Below are 19083 nucleotides of genomic sequence, written 5' to 3'. Positions count from 1 at the left end.
GCAAAGGGACCAAGTGATGAGCCTGGCAAGCACCGACACCACGAAATCTGGGCCGTCCATGCCGGCGCGGCTCGTCGCACGGCAGGAAGTGGCATTGCTCTTCTGCCTCATCCTGGTGATCGCGTTCTTTTCCTTCACCGCCGAGAATTTCTTCTCCGTGCGCAACATCACCAATGTGCTCGGTCAGGCTTCGCTGGCGCTGACAGCCGGCATCGGCTGCGCCATCGTCTTCATCTCCGGCGAGGTCGACATCTCGATCGGCTCGCTGCTGGCGACGATCGCGCTGCCGCTGATCATCATCATGAACGACACCAACTCGCTTGTGCTCGGCATCAGCGGCGCGTTGCTGTTCGGGCTGATCATCGGCGTCGTGAATGGTTATCTGACGGCCTATGCCGGCATCAACTCGCTGATCGTGACCCTGGGCACGATGTTCATCATGCGCGGCGGTGTCTACCTCTACACCGGCCAGCGCGCCATCCCCGATGATGCAGCGCTCGACAGCTTCATCGCGCTGTCGGACGGTCGCCTGTTCAACGTCGTTCCCTATTCGGCTGTCATTGCCATCGTTCTGCTCGCCGTCTTCGCCTACGTGATGCAGCACCGGCCGTTCGGGCGGCAGATCTATGCCGTCGGCGGCAATCCGGAAGTAGCGCGGCTGGCAGGCTACGACGTGCGCCGCGTCAAGTTCATCTGCTTCATCATCAGCGCGCTGCTGGCAACGGTAGCCGGCATTATCCTAGCCGCCCGCGTCGGCTCGGCGCAGCATACGGCCGGGCTGAATTTCGAGTTCCAGGTCGTCGCCGCCACCGTGCTCGGCGGGGTGAGCCTTGCCGGCGGCATCGGCAGCCTGACCGGCATGGCGCTCGGCGTGTTGATCCTGCAGTTCCTGTCCAACGGGCTGCGCGGGCTCGGCCTGCCGACCGAATGGCAATTGGTCATCACCGGCATGATCATCATTGCCGCCGTCGCTTTCGACGAAGCGAAGCGCCGGCGCGCCATTGGAGTCTGACATGGATCGTCTCAAAGGGAAAACCGCAATCGTCACCGGCGCCGCCGACGGCATCGGCCATGCGATCAGCGAGGCAATGGCGCGTGAGGGCGCGCACGTCTTCCTCGGCGACATCGATGATGAGAAGGGCGAAAAATTCGCAGCCGAGCTGCGCGCCGCCGGCCACCGCGCTGACTACATCCATTGCGACGTGGCGGAGGAGGCCGACATCGCCGCCCTGATAGACGGCGCCATCGGCAAGACCGGTCATCTCGACATTCTGGTCAACAATGCCGCCATCGCCATCGGCGGCATGCCGGTCCATGAGATGACCGACGAGCAGTGGCACCGGCTGATCGCGGTCAACCTGACCAGCGTGTTCCGCGGCTGCAAATATGCGCTGCCGCATATGATCGCGCAGAAATCGGGCTCGATCATCAACATGGCCTCGGCGCAAGGTCATATCGGGCTCGACGGCTGGACCGCCTATGCCGGCGCCAAAGGTGCGGTGATGGCGATGACGCGTCAGATGGCGGTCGAGTTCGGCCCGCTCAACATCCGCGTCAACTCGATCTCGCCCGGAACCATCAACACGCCGATGAACGACAAACTGATCAAGGAGATCGGCGGCAATCTCGCCAAGGCCTGGGTGAAAATGCATCCGCTCGGTCGCATCGGCAAACCGTCCGAAGTGGCAGAAGCCGCCGTCTATCTCGCCTCCGACGCCGCCGGCTTCACCACCGGTACCGACCTGCGCGTCGACGGCGGCCTCACCGCCGCACCCCGCTACGTACCCGACCTGCTTTGACAACCAATGAGACAAAAATGAACAAGGCCCTCGAAGGCGTCCGCATCCTCGATTTCAGCCATCTGCTGCAGGGGCCGTTCGCCACGCAGCTGCTCGGCGACATGGGCGCCGACGTCATCAAGATCGAGCGTTCAGGCGCCGGCGACATGTTCCGCGGCATGACCTTCTTCGCCAAATGGGTCGGCGGCTCCGAAAGCCCGAATTTCCTCGCCTGGAACCGCAACAAGCGCTCCATCGCGCTCAACCTGAAAAGCCGCAAGGTGCATGCCATCATCATGGACATGGCCAAGAAGGCGGACGTGGTGGTGCAGAATTTCCGCCCCGGCGTGCTCGCCAGGCTCGGCTATGGCTACGAGGATTTCAAGGCGGTCAACCCCGCCATCATCTATTGCTCTGGCTCCGGCTATGGCGAGGAAGGCCCCTATGTCGAGCGTCCCGGTCAGGACATGCTGATCCAGGGGCTGTCCGGGCTGATCTCCAACACCGGCCGCGGCGATCAGGCCCCTGTTCCGGCCGGTGCCGGCCTCGCCGACCAGATCGGCGCCATGAACATGGTCTACGGCATATTGTCGGCGCTCTACTATCGCGAGAAGACCGGCAAGGGCCAGAAGATCGAGGTCAATCTGCTGGCCGGGATGCTGGCGCACCTCAATCAAGAATATGTCGCCGTGCTCAATCTCGGCGAGGATTTCGTGCGCCCGAATTCAGGCATCGGCCACCCCGGCATGCAGGCGCCGTTCGGTATCTACCAAGCGAAGGACGGTGGCTATGTGTCGATCGCCATGAGCCCGTTCAAGACGCTGTATGAAGTGCTGGAGGCGCCGCAGCTTGCTGTCTACGATGATCTGAAGACGCTGTTCGACAAACGCGACGAGGTGTTCGACAAAGTCAACGCCGAAACCAGGAAGTTTGCCACGCAGGACCTGCTGGCGCGGCTGCTGGCAGTCGACATCTGGTGTGCCGAGGTGAAGGACATAAGGCGCGCAGCCGAGGACCCGCAGGTCAAGCACTTGGGCATGATCACCAGCTACGATCATCCGCGCGGCGGTAAGGTCAGGGTGGTCGCACCGGCGGTCAAGATGAGCGAGACGCCGCCTACCATAGAGCGGCCGGCGCCGCTGGTCGGCCAGCATGGCCGCGAGATACTGGCCGAGTTCGGCCTGTCCAGCGGCGAGATTGCAGCGCTTGAGGCGTCCGGCGACATGACCGTGGACGCTGTCTGACGATGAGCGTTTACCAGACACTCAGCTTGGAAATATCCGGGCGCGTCGCAGTCGTCACCTTCCGGCGCGCCGATCAGCTCAACGCCATGAACCGGCTGATGCAAAGCGAGATCACCGATGTTTTCGAGGTGCTGTCGCGGGATGACGGGGTCGGTGCGATCGTGGTGACCGGCGAGGGGCGCGGCTTCATGGCCGGCGCCGACATCAAGGAATACGCCGCCCAGACAGCTGCCGAGTTCGACGTCTTCCAGGCCGCCGGCACGCGCATGTATGCGGCGATCGAGCAGAACCGCAAGCCGGTCATCGCCGCGGTCAATGGTTTTGCGCTCGGCGGCGGTATGGAGCTGGTGCTGTGTTGCGACATCGTCATCGCCAACCAGTTCGCGAAGCTCGGCCTGCCGGAGATCAAGCTAGGGCTGGTCCCCGGCGGCGGCGGCACGCAGCGCAGCGTCCAAAAGCTCGGCCGCAACCGCGCCAACCTTTTGCTGATGACCGGCGCCATCGTGCCGGCTTCCGAGTTCGTCGCCGCCGGGCTGGTCAACGAAGTCGTCGACGCCGAAAAGCTGATGCCGCGGGCGCTGGAACTCGCCGGCATGATAGCCGCCGAACCGGCTGCCGCGATCGAGGCATTGAAGGCGCTGACAGCGCACGCAGTGTCGGGCGACTTGGCGGGAGGCCTTGCCATGGAGCGCGACGTACTGGGCCGGCTTTATCGTAGCGAGACCGGCCAGCAGCGGGTGAAGGCGTTCGCCGAAAAAAGCGCCGCGCGGCCGAAGGCTGGGCAATGACATCCCTGGTCAAGCCGAACCGGCCGCGCTTCACCGATGTCGAGAGCCTGGCCGCGATGGTCGGCGGCGGCGATGTCTTCGGCGTCGGCGGGCATCATTTTGCCCGGTTGCCGATCGCCCTGCTGCGCGCCATCGCCCGCTCGGGCGTCAAAGGCCTACGCTATGTCTGCTGGGCCGGCGGCCTGCCGCTCGAACTGCTCCTCGAAGCGGATGCCGTGGCGGAGATCGACATCTGCTTTTCCAGCCTCGACATTTTTGGCTTGCCGCCGCGCTTCCGCGCGGCCGCCGAGACCAATGCCGTGCCGGTCCGCGACTGGACGGCGCTGGCCATGATCCAGGCGTTGCGGGCGGCGCAGCAGAACCTGCCGTCGATGCCGTTTCAGCTTCCCGAGGGCTCGGACATGCTGGCGCGCGTGCCGGGCGCGATCGCCGTGCCAGATCCCATTGCCAGAACCGAGATCGGGTTCATCCCGGCCTTGCGGCTCGACACGTTCGTCGTCCATGGCCAGCGCGCCGACGAGAGCGGCAATGTCCAGATCATCGGGCCGCGGGCGCTGGATTTCGCCATGGCCGGCGCGGCGCGCCAGGTGCTGGTCACGGTTGAGGAAATCGTCCCGGTCGGGGCGCTGCGCCATGACGGCCGGCAGAGCATTTTGACCCGCAATCAGGTGTCGGCCATAGCGCTGGCGCCGGGCGGCGCCTATCCCGCCTCCTGCCTGCCTTTCTATGTGACGGATTATCAAGCGTTGGCGGGGGCGTTCGCGGCCAAGGAAATACCTTTGTCGGACAGCCTGAGCATGCCTTCGGAAGGCGTGCCGGAGCGGGTTCAAGATGCTGCAAAAGTCCGGGCTGAGACAGTCCTCGCCATGCCCGGGCTCGTGCACGGCGAAAAGCAGGCGTCCATCGACGAGATCATCGCCGCCCGCATCGCCGCCGAACTCGACAATGACAGCTTTGCCAGTGCCGGCGCGGTGTCGCCGCTGGCCAATGTCGCCTATCGGCTGGCCAAAGCGACGCACGCGCCGGACATGATCATCGCCACCATGAGTTGCGGCCATCTCGACATCGCGCCGAGCCCGATGATCCTGTCGCTGATCGAAAGCCTCGATTGCGAAACGGCGGTGGCGCATGCCGGCGGCGACGACACCTATTCGACCTACTACCAGGCCGGCGCAGTGACGCATGAGATCGTCGGTGCCGCGCAGGTCGATCGACGCGGCCGCGTCAACACCATAGCCTTGCGCAAACGCGATGGCAGCGCCATCCGGCTGCCCGGGCAAGGCGGCATGGCCGATGTCGCCAACATGCACCGCGATCATCTGCTCTACGTCCCCCGCCATTCGGTGCAGTCGCTGGTCGATACGGTCGAGATCGCCAGCTCGGCGCGCGGACTGTTGACGCAGGCCGAACGCGAGCCGATGGGCTATCGGACCGGCCCGGCGCTAGTGTTCACCGACCTTTGCGTGTTTCGGCTCGACCGGGAGAGCCGGCAACTGGCCGTCATCGAGACCATGCCGGGCGTGACGCGGCAGCAGATCCAGGATGCCACCGGCTTTGCTGTGATATTCGCTGCCCATTGCCGCGACGTTCCGCTGCCCGCGAACGAGACGCTCGATGTCCTGCGAAACCGGATCGACCCGCTCGGCCTGCGGCGACTGGAATTCGTCAGCGCCAAGGAGCGCGGCGCGCTGATCGCCGAGATCCTCGCGGCCGACCGGCTGATGGTCGAGCGCTGTATAGCCGCGCAGCAATCGCATACCGAAACAGGCTGAAGAGGGGGCGGCGCATGGCAAAGCCGTTGCTCGAAATGTCGGCCGCGAAGGTCTTCTTAGACGGCATCTTCACCAGCCCGCGCGTCGCGCATCCTGAAGGCGTGGCCATCCATAGCGACGGCTCGATCTGGTGCGGCACCGAAACCGGCGACCTGTTGCGGCTGGCCGCCGATGGCAGCTCGGTCGAACGTATGGGTGGCACGGAAGGCTTTCTGCTTGGCATCGCGTTCGATAGCGCAGGCAACTGCTTTGCTTGCGATCTCAGACATGCGGCGGTCTTTCGCTGGGATGCCGCGGTGGCCGAGATGCAACGCTTCGCTTCGGCCGGCATCCGCGTGCCGAATTATCCGATCGTCGACGAGGCGCGCGGCTGGCTCTATGTCTCCGATAGCCTCGGCGAAGACAACCGTTCCGGTATCTTCCGCTATGATCTGAAGACCGGCGAAGGCGGCCTGTGGTGCCGCGAGGCCATGGCCTTCGCCAACGGCATGGCGTTGGCGCCGGATGGCAATGGGCTTTACGTCGTGGAAAGCCATGCGGCCTGCGTCAGCTATGTGCCGATCCGTGCCGACGGCACGGCAGGACCTCGCCAACTCGTCGTGGACGGCGTGAACAACGTCCCCGATGGCGTCGCCGTGGCGCCGGACGGTTCGCTGTTCATCTCGTGCTACGAGCCGAGCCGCATCTATCGCTGGCGACAGGATAGCGGGCTCGAGGTGCTGATCGAGGATCCGGCGGCAACCACGCTCGCCCATCCCACCAACATCGCCTTCAAGGGCGACAAGCTCTACACCGCAAATCTCGGCCGCTCGCACATTACCGAAATCGACTTGACGGCGATTCCATAGATCTGGGCAGCGGCGGCGCCCTATGCCAGGCGGCCGTGACTGGAGCGGATGCGCAGCACCTGCACCCTCGACGGCAGCTCGATCAGGAACTCTTCGTCACGCTCCAGATGGTGGATCCTCGTCGGATCGCCGCCGGTGAACGCCGCCATCGCCTCGACATTTTCCCAATAGGAGATCGTCACGAATTCCGAATGGCTCGGCGTGTCCTCGCGAAAGGCCTGAACGCCCAGTGCCTTCTCGATCAGCGGCTTGATGCCGGCTTCGTAATTGTAATGCTCATAGGCATCCGCCTTTTCAGGCACGGTTCTGCCGCGCCAGATACGGGCGATGGTCGGAGTTTTCTCCGTAATTTTCTCTGTCATGGCAACGAATCCCTGCTGGTCTGATTGGTCCGCCGGCGTTCGAATGCCAGCCAAGGAACGGATCTCCCCGGCTGGCAGCCTCGTATCCCGTTGCCAGCGACTTTTCATCTTCCCCGGCCGACGTAGGTGGCGCTGCCCGGATAGGCCTCCTTGCCGACCGGTGGGAGACTTACTCCTGATCCTCGGCACCGCCTCCGTGGAAGAAGGACCGGATTTCCTGCATGTCGACGCTGCCGTCACCGTCCTCATCGACGGCGTTGAATATCCGCCCGACGAAATCCTGGACTTCTGCCTGAGAAAGCGCGCCGTCGCCATCGGCATCGACTATGGCGAACATCATTCGCATCCTCGCGCCATGCATCCCCCGTCCCATGCCACCACCCGTCTCCCAGCCTCGGTCAGGCGGGCCCATCCTGTAGTCATGATGCCAGCGGTCGCGACCGCGCCGTTCCGCCCGGGGCGCGCGATCCTCTTGCATTCTCTCCTCCAGCATCTCGGTCATCATCTGGCGCATCATATCGCGCATGGCATCCTGGCTTTGCCCACTCATTCCGGGCGCCGGAGCTGCGGGCGCGGGCGGGCTCGTCTGGCCGAATGCCGGCGCGGCCAACATAGCCAGCGCCGCGGCAACTACAGTGGTTTTGCTTGCGAGCGTCATCGTAATCTCCATCGGTATGAATTGGTGGCTGCTGCATCCAAGCCAAACCGGCTGCTCGCCTCATGGTTCCTGGTAAGTCTGCTCGGCGGCGGAAAAGTCCGCCCGGTCGCGGCAACGAAAGCGGCTTGCCCACGTTGCCGTTGATGCAAGGCTCCACCAGGAGGAAAAAATGGCCGACGATAAGAGCAAGCGGGATTTCCGCGACCGCGATCGCGTTGCTGCGGAAGACGACCGTGAAGTCGAGTATTTTGCCCAGCAGAACGGCATCACCGCCGACCAGGTCCGTCAGCTGATCAAGAGCTTCGGCAATGATCGTGGGCGCCTGGTCGAAGCCGCGAAGGCGTTGCGAGGGATTTCACCTGCCGGAGCCGACGAGGTGACCAGGGAAGCCCGCCAGCAGGCGACACCCATGCATCTCGGCAAACCCGACGAGTGATGCCAGCAGCTGCGCTGCCGCTGCCGCAGGCGTCAGAACTTGCGGCTCAGATAATCCGAGCCGCGCAGGCCGAACCGCCACTCGGCATCGACAGCCTTGGAAATGCCGATCCGGCGGCCTGTAAGAATGGCGCTGGCGTCGCCCGGCTGCCTGAATTCGAATGGCGGCGCGTCCAGCGGCAGCCCGTCATGGGATTTGTCGATTGCCAGCGCCTGGCAAAGGCGACCCGGTCCCGAACAAAGCAGCCGGGGGTCGTCAATGCCGCGATTGGCCCGCATCACCTCCAGCCCGGATTGCGGTTCGATTGCGCGGATCAGCACGGCACTGCCGGGCAGGCACACGGTATTGAGGCACCAGTGCAGGCCATAGGAGCGATAGACATACGCGCTGCCCGGGGTGCCGAACATGGCGCCATTGCGCACCGTCCTGCCACCGAAAGCATGCGAAGCCGGGTCATCGGGGCGATAGGCCTCGGTCTCGACGATGATGCCGCCAACGCTGTGCAAAAGCAGCGTCGCGCCAATCATGTCGCGCGCCACGGTGGTGGCGTCTCGGGCAAAGAATTCGTGGTTCGTGGTCAACGTGCACCGGACTGATCGCGCCTCAACCTGGCGCGTCAGCAAATTCTCGGACCGGAAGCAAAATGTCCAGCCACTGCTCTCGGATCTGCGATATTCAGCGCAGCATCGCTGCGCCGATGAAAACCGCCGCGGCCAGCACGACGATGGCGGCAATCACCAGCACCGGCCCATATCGGCGCGGCTGGACGTCGGGCTCATCCTTCAGCGGACGCATCGCATTGGCATAGCTCGCCTGGTTGGTGAACTCCGGCTTTTCATGAGGCGCAGACCGATCCTTTGCCGGAACGCTGCCGGCCGATTCCGCGTCCGTCTCCATGGGAGCTGCGGCTGGGTCGATCCCCGGTATCTTATCGCCTTCGCGCCCGGCGTCGATATCGCCCCGCGCTTGAGCCGGGCTTCGCCCAACAGGTGCTGCGTCGGTCATCGTCGAGGTCCTTTCAGAGCATCGGCCTCAAGCATTCTAACCTGCGTCTCATTCCAAAGTTCCCCCGTTTCAAAGTTCCCCCGTTTCAAAGTGCCAACGAGCGGAAACCGCCTGGGCCTGCCTCCAGGAACAACCGGCGATCGAGCGGGTTGAGCAAGCATCGGGAGAGCAACATGGACTTGGTGCGCCACGCGCCCAGATCGGCAGTTCGAAACAGGCTCCAGCGCATGATCTACTTCACCGCCGACACGCATTTCAGCGACCCGCGCATTTTGCGCATCGACCGCCGCCCGTTCGGCTCGCTGGCGGAGCATGATCGGGCGCTCATTGCGTTCTGGAACGAGACTGTCGGCCCGGACGACGAGGTCTGGCACCTCGGCGATTTTGCCAGGGGCTCGGCGTCCTTCGTGTCGTCACTGCTGTCGTCTCTTCATGGCAGCAAGCACTTGATCATCGGCAACAACGATGCTGCGGCCACCATTGACGCGACGGGTTGGGCGAGCACGCAACACTACAAGGAGCTGACGCTCGATGGCAGCCTGCTGATCCTTTGCCACTATCCTTTTCGCACCTGGAACCAGATCGGCAGGAGGTCGATCGACCTGCATGGCCATTCGCACGGCCGGCTCACCCCGGTCACGCGCCAGTATGACGTTGGTGTCGACAGCTGGGATTTTCGTCCGGTCACGCTTCCCACCATCCTCGCCAGCCGCGGCCGCCGGCCGGCACGGGCAAAACCCGGCTGAAGGCGGCTGGCCGCAACCGGAACCTCTGCGGAGCTGAGGCGTTCGAAAAATTGCAAGGCGTAACGGCAACGCAATGGCTCAGAAGATCACGACAGGCATGAATGACCGGCCGCGCAATGAAACCATCGGCCAATCCGGCGAAGGCCTGCCGGACGACAGCAGCAAGCCGCTCGAGGTCGACGAAGGCTTGGTCGCCCGGTTGAGAAACAAGCTGCAGGGCAAGCCCCGGCAAGCCGCTCAATCCAACATGGACGAGGTTCCGGCAGGCGTCCCCGGCGCTGGCGAGAACATTTGCCGCCGCTGTGCAGGGTCAGGCATGATCGACGGCCGAACCTGCCCCGAATGCGGCGGAACCGGCAAGGTGACGACGCCGATAGGCTGAGGCTAGAGCAATTCCAGGAAAAGTGTGAAACGGTTTTCCGTCCGGAATTGCGTCAAAAAAGATAGACCGGTTCTGCGTTTCCGTAAAACGATGAATCGTCTAGCGTGGATCAGATCGCCGGCACCCACTTCCAGAACACGCCCTCCTTGCGGTCGGGGTAGTGCTTGAAGTCGCATTCGAAGCGCCAACCGTAATTCTTGGCGGCGGCAAGCGCCTCCTTGCTGACCGGGTTCATGCCGGTTCCCGGCGCAAACCAGTCCTCCAGCAAATCGTCGGGTATGTAGGCGCCGATCCTCAACGGCAGCTTTTCGAGGACGACATCCATTTCGGGCGGTGCGGGCACGGGGGCGCTCCCTTCGGGGTCTATCCACGAACAACTCGTTCAACGCCAAGCGGGTTCATTCTTTTGTTCATAGTCCTGGAACGCTTTCTGGAGACCGCCGATCACCTCGGCGGACGTCTCGAACATCGCCTTCAGCTGCGGCTCATCGACCTTCTCAATGTCCTCGCGAAGGTGCTGTTTCACCTCCTCCAATTTCTTCTGCATCTTCTGCGTGTGGTGGCGCGGATCGCGGTCGGCAGCGCTTGTCATGATCAATCTCCAATTTGCGGATCTCGGAGAACTCGGCCCGGCCTCTGAGGATCGCCAGGTGGGTTTGCAGTGTAAACGGCTGGCCGATAGCTGTGGTTCCCGATTGCGGAGACGGTCTGCGCGGGCCTCGGCTCGCCATTCTCGTTCTCGGCCGACCGGTAGAGGCGGTGACAAGACAAGTCGGAGAGGTCGCTTCCAATGAATTCGAGACGCAGCAGTCGAAACGAGCATAGATGAAGCTGGGAACTGATGGCGCCTCTAGCCAAGGACGGTAATCCGCCACCAATATCCTACGCCTCGTTCGCGATCCATTCGAGCGAGGCGCCATGCGGGTCAGTCCAAGCTACAGGGGAGCCATTCGCAGATAAGAGGAAGCGGCCGGGCGGCCAGCTTGTTTCGGCGCGTGTGGCGATGGACGGGAAGACGCGAGGGAATTCGTTCGATACCCAATAAGGCGAGAGACGCATCGCCTGCTCGGCGAAAGCTTCTCTGTCACCAGGGTCGGAGACATAGTCGAGGACGGCTGTGTGAAAGATGACGAGTGTAGCGTCGTTCGGCGCTTCGTTGCAGAGTTGCACGAGGTCGCTCCCGCGCAGGTCGCCCTTCACCACCCGAGGCTTGACTGTGGCAGCGATCTTCAGGGCCGCCCGTAGATTGGCGAGCCGTGCTGTCTGTTCCGGCCAGACCAGTGTCTCAAGCCATGCGACTTGCGAGTCGTCCGAAGCATCTATCGGGCTCAGGTCCAATCCCGCCCGCCAGACGACTTGCGGCAAGGCCGTCGGCAATGGCGTTGTTTCGCTGGCGAAGCATCGGAAGACAGGCTGCTCCAAGGCCATCGCGGGTCCGCGGATCACCGTGCGTCCATAGTCATAGCCGTAGAGGTCCGGCATGAGGCAGAGCCCTGCGGATGTCCCGACCTCGATGAGCGCCAGCGGCTGCGACAACCGCGCCAGGACGGGGAGCAGGGTGGCGCATCTTCCCGGCTCATTGGTTTGCGTTGAGCGCTCGAGCATAAGCGAGCGGATAGCGTCTGGATTAGCCTGAAGCGCCTGGCGAAACTCGGTCCACCCTGTCGGCGTACCGAACAGGTGACGCACCGCGGCAAGTAGAAGGTTCGGTTGCCGCTTTAGGTCCGGAAGGGTCGACAGGAAACCGAGCGCCTCCCGATCCCCAGCGACTGCCCGAGCCAACTCCTCGTAGAGCGGCGAGCGACCGCGAGCTTCCGTATCGGCGAAGCGAATATATCGGGCTGAGATCTCGGCCAAGCCCTCCTCGTCCATATCCGCTGATCCTCGGTCCCGACGTCTCATCACAGTACATGATCCACGGATCTTATTGGAGCTATGCCCGGCGTTTTTGCACAAGCTTGACCCTCCGCGGACTTCCCGCGGTCGCCTACTTAACCGTTGCGCTAGGAGGTTGTACGCAATCCAAAAATCTGGGGAACTGTTCGTAATTGGTGGCTCATCCAAGGGGTGCAGTCCACCATGTCTCCGGTATAAACCATTACCCATGTCTCCGGGTCGTACCCTTGAGAAATGGCGCACCCGACAGGATTCGAACCTGTGACCTCTGCCTTCGGAGGGCAGCGCTCTATCCAGCTGAGCTACGGGTGCCTTCAGGATCGGCGATCCGGAAAACGAACCAGCCGGTAAACCGGCCAGCCCCGGCTTCTTAGCGGAAGCCGGGCCGGGCTTCAACGGGCAAGTGGAGTTTGCACGAAATCCGGTCAACGTTTTGAACCGCGCTCTTGATCGGATTGAGCTTACCCAATAGAGCCAAGGAGGGGGATATCAATTAATGGACAAACGAAGCCTCACCGAACGCGACATCTGCACGAAATTCATTCTGCCCGCCGTTAAGCTCGCCGGATGGGACGAGATGTTGCAGGTTCGGGAGGAGGTCTATTTCACCAAGGGCCGCATTATCGTACGTGGCAAGCTGGTGACGCGTGGCAAGGCAAAAAAAGCCGACCTCGTTCTCTACTATAAGCCGAATATCCCCATCGCCTTGATCGAAGCGAAGGACAACAACCACGGCGTTGGCGATGGTATCCAGCAGGGCCTCGACTATGCCGCGACGCTGGACATCCCTTTCGTCTTTTCCTCAAACGGCGACGGTTTCGTCTTTCACGACCGCACGGGCCAGAGCGACACCAAGGAGGCGAACCTCGGCATGGACGCCTTTCCGTCGCCCGCCAATCTTTGGGCACGCTATCGCGCCTGGAAGGGCCTCGACCCGGAAGCAGAACAGATCGTGCTTCAGGATTATTTCGACGACGGCAGCGGCAAAGCACCCCGCTATTATCAGGTAAACGCCGTCAATGCCGCGATCGAGGCCATCGCCAAGGGGCGCGATCGCGTGCTGCTCGTCATGGCGACGGGGACGGGCAAGACCTACACGGCATTTCAGATCATCTGGCGCCTGTGGAAGGCGGGTCGCAAGAAACGCATACTCTTCCTTGCCGACCGCAACGTGTTGATCGACCAGACGATGGTGAACGACTTCCGCCCGTTCGGCGCGGCGATGGCGAAGCTTTCGACGAACGCAAAGACCATTGAGCGGCAGGACGGCACCACGGTCGATCTGACACTGGCGCTCGACAGGAAGCGGCGCATCGACACCGCCTTCGAGGTCTATCTCGGTCTCTATCAAGCGATCACCGGACCGGAGGAGCGCCAGAAGCTCTACAAAGAGTTCTCCCCCGGCTTCTTCGACCTAATTGTCATCGACGAATGCCATCGCGGCAGCGCGGCCGAGGATTCCGCGTGGCGCGAAATCCTCACCCACTTTTCCGGTGCAACGCAGATCGGCCTGACTGCCACGCCGAAAGAAACGGAATACGTTTCAAACGCCGATTATTTCGGCGAGCCAATCTTCACCTATTCATTGCGCCAGGGCATCAGTGACGGCTTCCTTGCACCCTACAAAGTCATCAAGGTCCACATCGATCGCGACATTGAGGGCTATCGCCCGGAACTTGGGCAACTCGACCGAGATGGTAACGAAGTCGAGGATCGAATCTATAACGCTAAGGATTTCGACCGGACGCTGGTTCTTGACGACCGCACTTTGCTTACCGCCAAGAAGGTCACCGAATTTCTAAAGGAAACCGGCGACCGCTTCCAGAAAACCATCGTGTTCTGCGTTGACCGGGAGCACGCAGCGCGTATGCGACAGGCACTCATCAACGAGAACAAGGATCTTTGCGACGAGAACCACCGATATGTCATGCGGATCACCGGCGGTGACAGCGATGGCCAGGACCAGCTTGGCAATTTCCTTGACCCGGAATCGAAGTATCCCGTTCTAGTCACGACCTCGCGGCTTTTGTCCACCGGGGTTGACGCGCAGACCTGTCGGCTAATCGTGCTCGATCGCACGGTAGGGTCGATGACCGAGTTCAAGCAAATCGTCGGGCGCGGCACCCGCGTTCACGAGGATACCAAGAAATTCTACTTCACGTTGATCGACTTTCGTGGCGCGACCAATCATTTCGCTGACCCAGAATTCGATGGGGATCCGGTGCAGATTTACGAACCCAGCGAAGACGATCCGATCACACCGCCCGACGATACTGTCGTCGGTCTTGGTGAAGGTGATCAAGCGCCATACGAACCGGGCGATAGCGAAACCATAATCGATCAGCCGGGCGTTCCGCTACCGCCGGGCAACCACGTGCGCAAGATTTACGTGGACGGCGTCGGCGCCCGCATCGTCGCCGAGCGCGTCGAATATCTTGACGAGAACGGCAAGCTCGTCACCGAAAGCCTGCGCGATTTCACTAAGACGGCGTTGAAGAAGCGTTTCGCCAGTCTCGACGATTTCCTCAGACGCTGGAAATCTGCTGAACGCAAACACGCGATCGTTGAGGAACTGGAAGCCGAGGGCCTGGCGCTTGACGCCATCGCAGATGAACTGGGCAAGAACCTCGATCCCTTCGATCTGATCTGCCACGTGGCATTCGACAAGAAACTTTTGACACGCCGCGAGCGTGCCGAAAACGTCAAGAAGCGCGACGTGTTCACCAAATACGGGCCACAAGCCCGGGCCGTGCTCGATGCGCTGCTCGAAAAATATCGGGACGAAGGCGTAATCCATCTCGACGACGCCAACGTGCTGAAGGTGACGCCCTTCACTGCGATGGGCAGCGTCGTCCAACTAATCAAGGCGTTCGGCGGCAAGGAGGGCTTTGAAAAGGCCGTCCACGAAATGCAGGACGCCCTTTACCAGGAGATCGCATAGCCAATGATTGTCCGCACCACTGTCAAATCCATCCAGGACATCATGCGCCAGGATGTTGGCGTTGATGGCGACGCACAGCGCATCAGCCAGTTGTGTTGGATGTTCTTCCTCAAGATCATCGACGACCAGGATCAAGAACTTGAACTGACTAAGGACGGCTACCACTCGCCGATTCCGGAAAAACTCCAGTGGCGCAACTGGGCGGCCGACCCAGAAGGCATCACCGGGCAAGCCATGCTCGATTTCATCAATGATGAACTTTTCCCTGCATTGAAAGGCCTGCAGCTCACTGGAAAACCGGGCGACCGGCGCCGCGTAGTGCGCGACGTGTTCGAGGACGCGTACAATTACATGAAATCCGGACACCTCATCCGGCAGGTCTTAAACAAGATCAACGAGGTTGATTTCAATAATCTCGACGAGCGGCGGCACTTCGGCGAGTTCTATGAGCAGTTGCTGAATGATCTTCAATCGGCAGGCAATGCCGGCGAATATTATACACCGCGCGCCGTGACTGCCTTCATGGTTGATCGCATTGACCCGCGCCCAGGAGAAACGCTGTTCGATCCTGCCTGCGGCACGGGTGGCTTTCTCACCTGCGCTATTCGTCACATGGAAAAAGGCTACGTCCGCACGCCCGCGCAGCGTGAGACGATGCAGGGCGCACTTCGCGCGGTGGAAAAAAAGCAGCTTCCGCACATGCTCTGCGTCACCAACATGCTGCTGCACGGCATCGAGGACCCGAGCTTCGTGCGCCACGACAACACGTTGGCCCGCCCGCTGATTTCATGGAGCAAGGACGAGCGCGTCGATATCGTCGTCACCAATCCGCCCTTCGGCGGGCGCGAGGAAGACGGCATCGAGAACAATTTTCCGACCTTCCGTACCAAGGAAACGGCGGACCTGTTCCTGGCGCTGATCGTGCGCCTCTTGAAACCGAATGGTCGCGCCGCCGTGGTTCTGCCCGATGGCACGCTGTTCGGGGAGGGCGTGAAGACGCGGCTCAAGGAACATCTGATGGAGGAGTGCAACCTCCACACCATCGTCCGCCTGCCCAATTCCGTGTTCAAGCCCTATGCATCGATCGGCACTAACCTGTTGTTCTTCGAGAAGGGCGCGCCAACGAAAGACATTTGGTTCTACGAGCATCGCGTGCCGGAAGGCCAGAAAGCCTATTCGATGACAAAGCCGATCCGGCTGGAGCATTTCGAGGGCTGCATTGACTGGTGGGGCGGCAAGGATCGCGAGGGCCGCGAGGAGACGCCGCAGGCGTGGCGCGTCACGGCCGAGGAGGTCAAGGCGCGCGGCTACAATCTCGACATCAAGAACCCGCACGCGGTGGCGGACGATCATGGCGACCCGGAAACGCTGCTGGCCGACCTCGCCCGCGCCGAAGCCGAAACGGTGGGATTGCGGGATCAGTTGAAGGCGATCCTCGCCGAGGCGCTGGCCCGATGAATGCGCAACGGCTATTGGCGCATTACGAGAAGATCGCCGACGCGCCCGACGCGATCGCACGGCTGCGCCGCTTCATTCTCGATCTGGCGGTGCGCGGCAAACTCGTCCCGCAAGATACGAACGACGAACCGGCATCGGAATTGCTGAAGCGGATCGCAAAGGAGAAACTAGATCAATCCGATTTGCCGCAAGGATGGCGTCGAGCCAAGGTCGGTTCGATCCTAGATTTCCAATACGGCAAAGGCTTGAAGGCAAGCGAACGATTAGACGAAGGCCCAGTGCCCGTGTTCGGTTCAAATGGGATCGTCGGCTTCACCGATGAACCACTGACGGTGCGCCCTTCGATCATCGTAGGCCGTAAAGGATCAGCTGGTGCCTTGACTCTCTGCGATGGCCCGTCGTGGACGACCGACGTTGCCTACTTCGTCGAGTCTCCGCTATTCCTTAATCTTCGATTTCTGTTAAACGCGCTTGCGGCTCTCGATTTGGACAAGCTCGGAAAGGGCGTGAAACCCGGCTTAAGCCGTTCCGACGCATACGAGCAGATAATCGCCCTCCCACCCCTCGCTGAGCAGCACCGCATAGTCGCCAAGGTCGATGAGCTGATGGGTCTCTGCGATCGGCTGGCGGCAGGGCGGGGAAACCGCGAGGGGTTACGCGACAGGTTGACGGCGTCGAGCCTCGCCCGCCTCAACGCGCTTGATGCCGAAACCTTCCTGGCCGACGCCCGCTTCGTCCTCGACGCGCTGCCCGCCCTCACCACGCGCCCCGACCAGATCAATGCCCTGCGCCAGACCATCCTCAACCTCGCCGTGCGCGGCAAGCTGGTGCCGCAGGACGAGAAGGACGAACCAGCGTCGGAACTGCTGAAGCGGATCGCGAAGGCAAAGGCTGAACGGAAGAAGAAGACCGGCGACGCACGGATCAAGATGGAGCCCGATCCGACGCCCGACGAACTCGAAATGGCGCTTCCCTCGGGATGGGCCGTTCAATCATTCGAGAACCTCTTTCTGTTCATCGACTATCGCGGGAACACGCCTCCCAAGACGGATGAAGGAATCCCACTCATCACCGCGAAGAACATTCGCATGGGCTACCTGAACCGTGAGCCGCGCGAATACATATCGAAGGTGACTTTCAAGACGTGGATGAAGCGCGGCTTCCCCGAGATCGGCGACTTGTTCTTCACCACGGAGGCGCCGCTCGCAAACATCTGCCTGAACGATATCCAGGAACCATTTGCACTCGCGCAACGCGCCATCTGCTTTCAGCCATATGCGATGATTGATACAAAGTTCCTGATGTTCGCGGTGATGAGCGATCTGATGCAGTCGCTGATCGACAAGCACGCAACCGGCATGACGGCCAAGGGCATCAAGGCGGCCAACTTGAAGCCGCTTCCGATCCCGATCCCGCCCCTCGCCGAGCAGCACCGCATCGTCGCAAAGGTTGATGCGCTGATGGCGCTCTGCGACCGGCTAGAGGCGAGCCTCAATACTACCGCCGCCACCCGCCGGCGCCTCCTCGACGCGCTGCTGGCCGAAGCGCTAGCGCCGGTCGAGAATCGAGAACTGCAGGCAGCGGAATGACGACAAGGCTCGTCGACTCAGGTTGGTCGCGGGAAGTCGCCGAGGCCATTCGCGAGGATGCAAGCGAGTTGCGGATCATTTCCCCGTTTATAAAAGCGGGCGCATTGCGACGCTTGCTTTCAGCGGGTCCGAAAACCGTTCAGGCTATCACCCGGTTCAATTTGTCAGATTTCGCGGAAGGCGTCAGCGACGTTGTGGCCCTGCGGCGGCTGCTGGAGGTCGGAGGGACGGTGCGCGGCGTCAGGAACCTGCACGCTAAGATGTACCTGTTCGGATCAAACAGAGCGATCGTGACATCTGCCAATCTGACGGAGGCCGCGCTCACCCGAAACCACGAGTTCGGCTTGGTTTCCCAAGATGCAGAAATCATCGCGGCGTGCCGCCGCTATTTCGATGATCTTTGGATGCGCAGCGGTGCCGACCTTACGGTCCAGCAGCTCGATAAATGGGACGAAACGGTGACGCACCATCGAGCGAAAGGCGGGCGCCCAAATCTCCCCATCGGCCTCGGCGACTTTGGCGCCGACGCAGGGATAGTCGACTCTCCGGCAACCTTGCCCATAAATGTTGCCGATGCTCCCCAGGCATTTGTGAAGTTTCTTGGTGAGGGCGACAATCGGGTTCCATTAGCATTCCCCACGATCGAGGAAATAGAGCGATCTGGTTGCCATTGGGCTGTCGCATACCCCGCCACAAAGCGGCCGCGAATGGTTAAGGACGATGCGGTGATCTTCATCGCACGACTGACATACGATCCGAATGACATCCGGGTTTTTGGGCTTGCGATAGGCATGCATCATGTGCCGGCACGAGACGATGCCACGCCCGAAGACATTACTCACCGCGATTGGAAAGCAACGTGGTCCCGCTATATTCGCGTCCACCATGCCGAATTTGTTGCAGGCACGATGGCCAACGGCATCTCTCTCAACGAACTCATGGGTGCTCTCGGCGCAAATTCGTTCGCGTCGACGAAGCGCAATGCATCACGTGGCGAAGGGAACACTGATCCGAGAAAGGCTTACCAACAACAAGCAGCGGTTGAGCTTTCTAACCAAGGCACATCGTGGCTTAGTGAGCGATTGCAGGCCGCGTTCGACCAGCATGGCAAAGTGCCTCAGGATGAACTCGACAAACTTGATTGGCCGGATAACGTCCGGCCATATCCGTAGACCAACCT

At 61.6% G+C, this 19083-nt stretch carries 20 protein-coding genes and 1 tRNA gene; 13 read left to right on the top strand and 8 right to left on the bottom strand.

Going from position 1 to position 19083, the window contains the following annotated elements; translation table 11 throughout:
* The first annotated feature begins 16 nt into the window (after positions 1 to 16).
* Genes NKJ12_RS01600 through NKJ12_RS01575 form a run of 6 tightly spaced genes read left to right on the top strand, consistent with a single transcriptional unit; the run spans position 17 to position 6430 of the window.
* Positions 17 to 1012: an ABC transporter permease gene (locus NKJ12_RS01600; RefSeq protein ID WP_352701064.1), complete on the top strand. Its 996-nt coding sequence runs from the start codon at positions 17 to 19 to the stop codon at positions 1010 to 1012.
* A 1-nt stretch (position 1013) separates the two neighbouring features.
* Positions 1014 to 1799 carry an SDR family NAD(P)-dependent oxidoreductase gene (locus tag NKJ12_RS01595; RefSeq protein WP_352701063.1) on the top strand — a complete coding sequence of 262 codons (786 nt, stop codon included), beginning with the start codon at positions 1014 to 1016 and terminating at the stop codon, positions 1797 to 1799.
* Between the two features lie 17 nt (positions 1800 to 1816).
* On the top strand, positions 1817 to 3022 hold the full coding sequence (locus tag NKJ12_RS01590; protein ID WP_352701061.1) for a CaiB/BaiF CoA transferase family protein: 1206 nt from the start codon (positions 1817 to 1819) through the stop codon (positions 3020 to 3022).
* Positions 3023 to 3024: 2 nt separating this feature from the next.
* Positions 3025 to 3810, top strand: coding sequence for an enoyl-CoA hydratase/isomerase family protein (locus tag NKJ12_RS01585; RefSeq protein ID WP_352701060.1), 786 nt, complete (start codon positions 3025 to 3027; stop codon positions 3808 to 3810).
* A complete protein-coding gene (locus NKJ12_RS01580; RefSeq protein ID WP_352701059.1) occupies positions 3807 to 5582 on the top strand; it encodes a CoA-transferase in 1776 nt (591 codons plus the stop codon). Before NKJ12_RS01585 ends, NKJ12_RS01580 begins: the two co-directional genes overlap by 4 nt.
* 14 nt (positions 5583 to 5596) lie before the next feature.
* Positions 5597 to 6430, top strand: coding sequence for an SMP-30/gluconolactonase/LRE family protein (locus tag NKJ12_RS01575; protein WP_352701058.1), 834 nt, complete (start codon positions 5597 to 5599; stop codon positions 6428 to 6430).
* Positions 6431 to 6450: 20 nt separating this feature from the next.
* Here the strand turns inward: NKJ12_RS01575 and NKJ12_RS01570 are convergent, their stop codons facing one another.
* A complete protein-coding gene (locus NKJ12_RS01570) occupies positions 6451 to 6792 on the bottom strand; it encodes an antibiotic biosynthesis monooxygenase family protein (RefSeq protein ID WP_352701056.1) in 342 nt (113 codons plus the stop codon).
* A gap of 169 nt (positions 6793 to 6961) precedes the next feature.
* On the bottom strand, positions 6962 to 7450 hold the full coding sequence (locus tag NKJ12_RS01565) for an EF-hand domain-containing protein (RefSeq protein WP_352701055.1): 489 nt from the start codon (positions 7448 to 7450) through the stop codon (positions 6962 to 6964).
* A 169-nt stretch (positions 7451 to 7619) separates the two neighbouring features.
* Here NKJ12_RS01565 and NKJ12_RS01560 point away from each other — a divergent pair, with 169 nt between their 5' ends.
* Positions 7620 to 7886, top strand: coding sequence for a DUF3606 domain-containing protein (locus NKJ12_RS01560; protein ID WP_352701054.1), 267 nt, complete (start codon positions 7620 to 7622; stop codon positions 7884 to 7886).
* A 32-nt stretch (positions 7887 to 7918) separates the two neighbouring features.
* Here NKJ12_RS01560 and NKJ12_RS01555 read toward each other — a convergent pair whose 3' ends face one another.
* Complete coding sequence (locus tag NKJ12_RS01555) at positions 7919 to 8467, bottom strand: DNA-3-methyladenine glycosylase (RefSeq protein ID WP_352701052.1); 549 nt, start codon at positions 8465 to 8467, stop codon at positions 7919 to 7921.
* A 94-nt stretch (positions 8468 to 8561) separates the two neighbouring features.
* A complete protein-coding gene (locus NKJ12_RS01550) occupies positions 8562 to 8891 on the bottom strand; it encodes a hypothetical protein (RefSeq protein WP_352701051.1) in 330 nt (109 codons plus the stop codon).
* 227 nt (positions 8892 to 9118) lie between these two features.
* Between NKJ12_RS01550 and NKJ12_RS01545 the strand changes: the two genes are divergently transcribed.
* Together NKJ12_RS01545 and NKJ12_RS01540 are read left to right on the top strand one after the other, a co-directional pair.
* On the top strand, positions 9119 to 9637 hold the full coding sequence (locus NKJ12_RS01545; RefSeq protein WP_352686312.1) for a metallophosphoesterase: 519 nt from the start codon (positions 9119 to 9121) through the stop codon (positions 9635 to 9637).
* Positions 9638 to 9710: 73 nt separating this feature from the next.
* Positions 9711 to 10019 carry a hypothetical protein gene (locus NKJ12_RS01540; RefSeq protein WP_352686679.1) on the top strand — a complete coding sequence of 103 codons (309 nt, stop codon included), beginning with the start codon at positions 9711 to 9713 and terminating at the stop codon, positions 10017 to 10019.
* 109 nt (positions 10020 to 10128) lie between these two features.
* Here NKJ12_RS01540 and NKJ12_RS01535 read toward each other — a convergent pair whose 3' ends face one another.
* The 4 genes from NKJ12_RS01535 to NKJ12_RS01520 form a co-directional block, all read right to left on the bottom strand.
* Positions 10129 to 10362: a hypothetical protein gene (locus NKJ12_RS01535; RefSeq protein ID WP_254815811.1), complete on the bottom strand. Its 234-nt coding sequence runs from the start codon at positions 10360 to 10362 to the stop codon at positions 10129 to 10131.
* Positions 10363 to 10401: 39 nt separating this feature from the next.
* Entirely contained in the window at positions 10402 to 10611 is a 210-nt protein-coding gene (locus tag NKJ12_RS01530) for a hypothetical protein (protein WP_352474763.1), read from the bottom strand.
* Between the two features lie 290 nt (positions 10612 to 10901).
* A complete protein-coding gene (locus tag NKJ12_RS01525; protein ID WP_352701050.1) occupies positions 10902 to 11891 on the bottom strand; it encodes a DUF2332 domain-containing protein in 990 nt (329 codons plus the stop codon).
* A 259-nt stretch (positions 11892 to 12150) separates the two neighbouring features.
* Positions 12151 to 12227, bottom strand: a tRNA-Arg gene (locus tag NKJ12_RS01520).
* A gap of 184 nt (positions 12228 to 12411) precedes the next feature.
* Between NKJ12_RS01520 and hsdR the strand changes: the two genes are divergently transcribed.
* Genes hsdR through NKJ12_RS01500 form a run of 4 tightly spaced genes read left to right on the top strand, consistent with a single transcriptional unit; the run spans position 12412 to position 19075 of the window.
* Positions 12412 to 14856 carry an EcoAI/FtnUII family type I restriction enzme subunit R gene (gene hsdR / locus NKJ12_RS01515; protein ID WP_352686317.1) on the top strand — a complete coding sequence of 815 codons (2445 nt, stop codon included), beginning with the start codon at positions 12412 to 12414 and terminating at the stop codon, positions 14854 to 14856.
* Between the two features lie 3 nt (positions 14857 to 14859).
* Positions 14860 to 16314 (top strand): type I restriction-modification system subunit M, encoded by a 1455-nt coding sequence (locus tag NKJ12_RS01510; protein ID WP_352686319.1) that lies wholly within the window; start codon positions 14860 to 14862, stop codon positions 16312 to 16314.
* Positions 16311 to 17903: a restriction endonuclease subunit S gene (locus tag NKJ12_RS01505; RefSeq protein WP_352686321.1), complete on the top strand. Its 1593-nt coding sequence runs from the start codon at positions 16311 to 16313 to the stop codon at positions 17901 to 17903. Before NKJ12_RS01510 ends, NKJ12_RS01505 begins: the two co-directional genes overlap by 4 nt.
* Positions 17900 to 19075 (top strand): phospholipase D family protein, encoded by a 1176-nt coding sequence (locus NKJ12_RS01500; protein WP_352701049.1) that lies wholly within the window; start codon positions 17900 to 17902, stop codon positions 19073 to 19075. Before NKJ12_RS01505 ends, NKJ12_RS01500 begins: the two co-directional genes overlap by 4 nt.
* Positions 19076 to 19083: the final 8 nt, after the last annotated feature.

This window comes from Mesorhizobium sp. M0195 (assembly GCF_040322115.1).
GTDB lineage: Bacteria > Pseudomonadota > Alphaproteobacteria > Rhizobiales > Rhizobiaceae > Mesorhizobium.
This window is presented reverse-complemented; position numbering and strand designations above follow the sequence as displayed.

What these genes read in the sequence shown, in the direction of transcription:
- NKJ12_RS01540 (WP_352686679.1), top strand. Translation starts at nt 9,711, where the DNA reads ATGGCTCAGAAGATCACGACAGGCATGAATGACCGGCCGCGCAATGAA.
- NKJ12_RS01585 (WP_352701060.1), top strand. Translation starts at nt 3,025, where the DNA reads ATGAGCGTTTACCAGACACTCAGCTTGGAAATATCCGGGCGCGTCGCA.
- NKJ12_RS01510 (WP_352686319.1), top strand. Translation starts at nt 14,860, where the DNA reads ATGATTGTCCGCACCACTGTCAAATCCATCCAGGACATCATGCGCCAG.
- NKJ12_RS01590 (WP_352701061.1), top strand. Translation starts at nt 1,817, where the DNA reads ATGAACAAGGCCCTCGAAGGCGTCCGCATCCTCGATTTCAGCCATCTG.
- NKJ12_RS01560 (WP_352701054.1), top strand. Translation starts at nt 7,620, where the DNA reads ATGGCCGACGATAAGAGCAAGCGGGATTTCCGCGACCGCGATCGCGTT.
- NKJ12_RS01530 (WP_352474763.1), bottom strand. Translation starts at nt 10,611, where the DNA reads ATGACAAGCGCTGCCGACCGCGATCCGCGCCACCACACGCAGAAGATG.
- NKJ12_RS01505 (WP_352686321.1), top strand. Translation starts at nt 16,311, where the DNA reads ATGAATGCGCAACGGCTATTGGCGCATTACGAGAAGATCGCCGACGCG.
- NKJ12_RS01545 (WP_352686312.1), top strand. Translation starts at nt 9,119, where the DNA reads ATGATCTACTTCACCGCCGACACGCATTTCAGCGACCCGCGCATTTTG.
- NKJ12_RS01600 (WP_352701064.1), top strand. Translation starts at nt 17, where the DNA reads ATGAGCCTGGCAAGCACCGACACCACGAAATCTGGGCCGTCCATGCCG.
- NKJ12_RS01565 (WP_352701055.1), bottom strand. Translation starts at nt 7,450, where the DNA reads ATGACGCTCGCAAGCAAAACCACTGTAGTTGCCGCGGCGCTGGCTATG.
- NKJ12_RS01500 (WP_352701049.1), top strand. Translation starts at nt 17,900, where the DNA reads ATGACGACAAGGCTCGTCGACTCAGGTTGGTCGCGGGAAGTCGCCGAG.
- NKJ12_RS01580 (WP_352701059.1), top strand. Translation starts at nt 3,807, where the DNA reads ATGACATCCCTGGTCAAGCCGAACCGGCCGCGCTTCACCGATGTCGAG.
- NKJ12_RS01570 (WP_352701056.1), bottom strand. Translation starts at nt 6,792, where the DNA reads ATGACAGAGAAAATTACGGAGAAAACTCCGACCATCGCCCGTATCTGG.
- hsdR (WP_352686317.1), top strand. Translation starts at nt 12,412, where the DNA reads ATGGACAAACGAAGCCTCACCGAACGCGACATCTGCACGAAATTCATT.
- NKJ12_RS01550 (WP_352701051.1), bottom strand. Translation starts at nt 8,891, where the DNA reads ATGACCGACGCAGCACCTGTTGGGCGAAGCCCGGCTCAAGCGCGGGGC.
- NKJ12_RS01575 (WP_352701058.1), top strand. Translation starts at nt 5,597, where the DNA reads ATGGCAAAGCCGTTGCTCGAAATGTCGGCCGCGAAGGTCTTCTTAGAC.
- NKJ12_RS01595 (WP_352701063.1), top strand. Translation starts at nt 1,014, where the DNA reads ATGGATCGTCTCAAAGGGAAAACCGCAATCGTCACCGGCGCCGCCGAC.
- NKJ12_RS01525 (WP_352701050.1), bottom strand. Translation starts at nt 11,891, where the DNA reads ATGGACGAGGAGGGCTTGGCCGAGATCTCAGCCCGATATATTCGCTTC.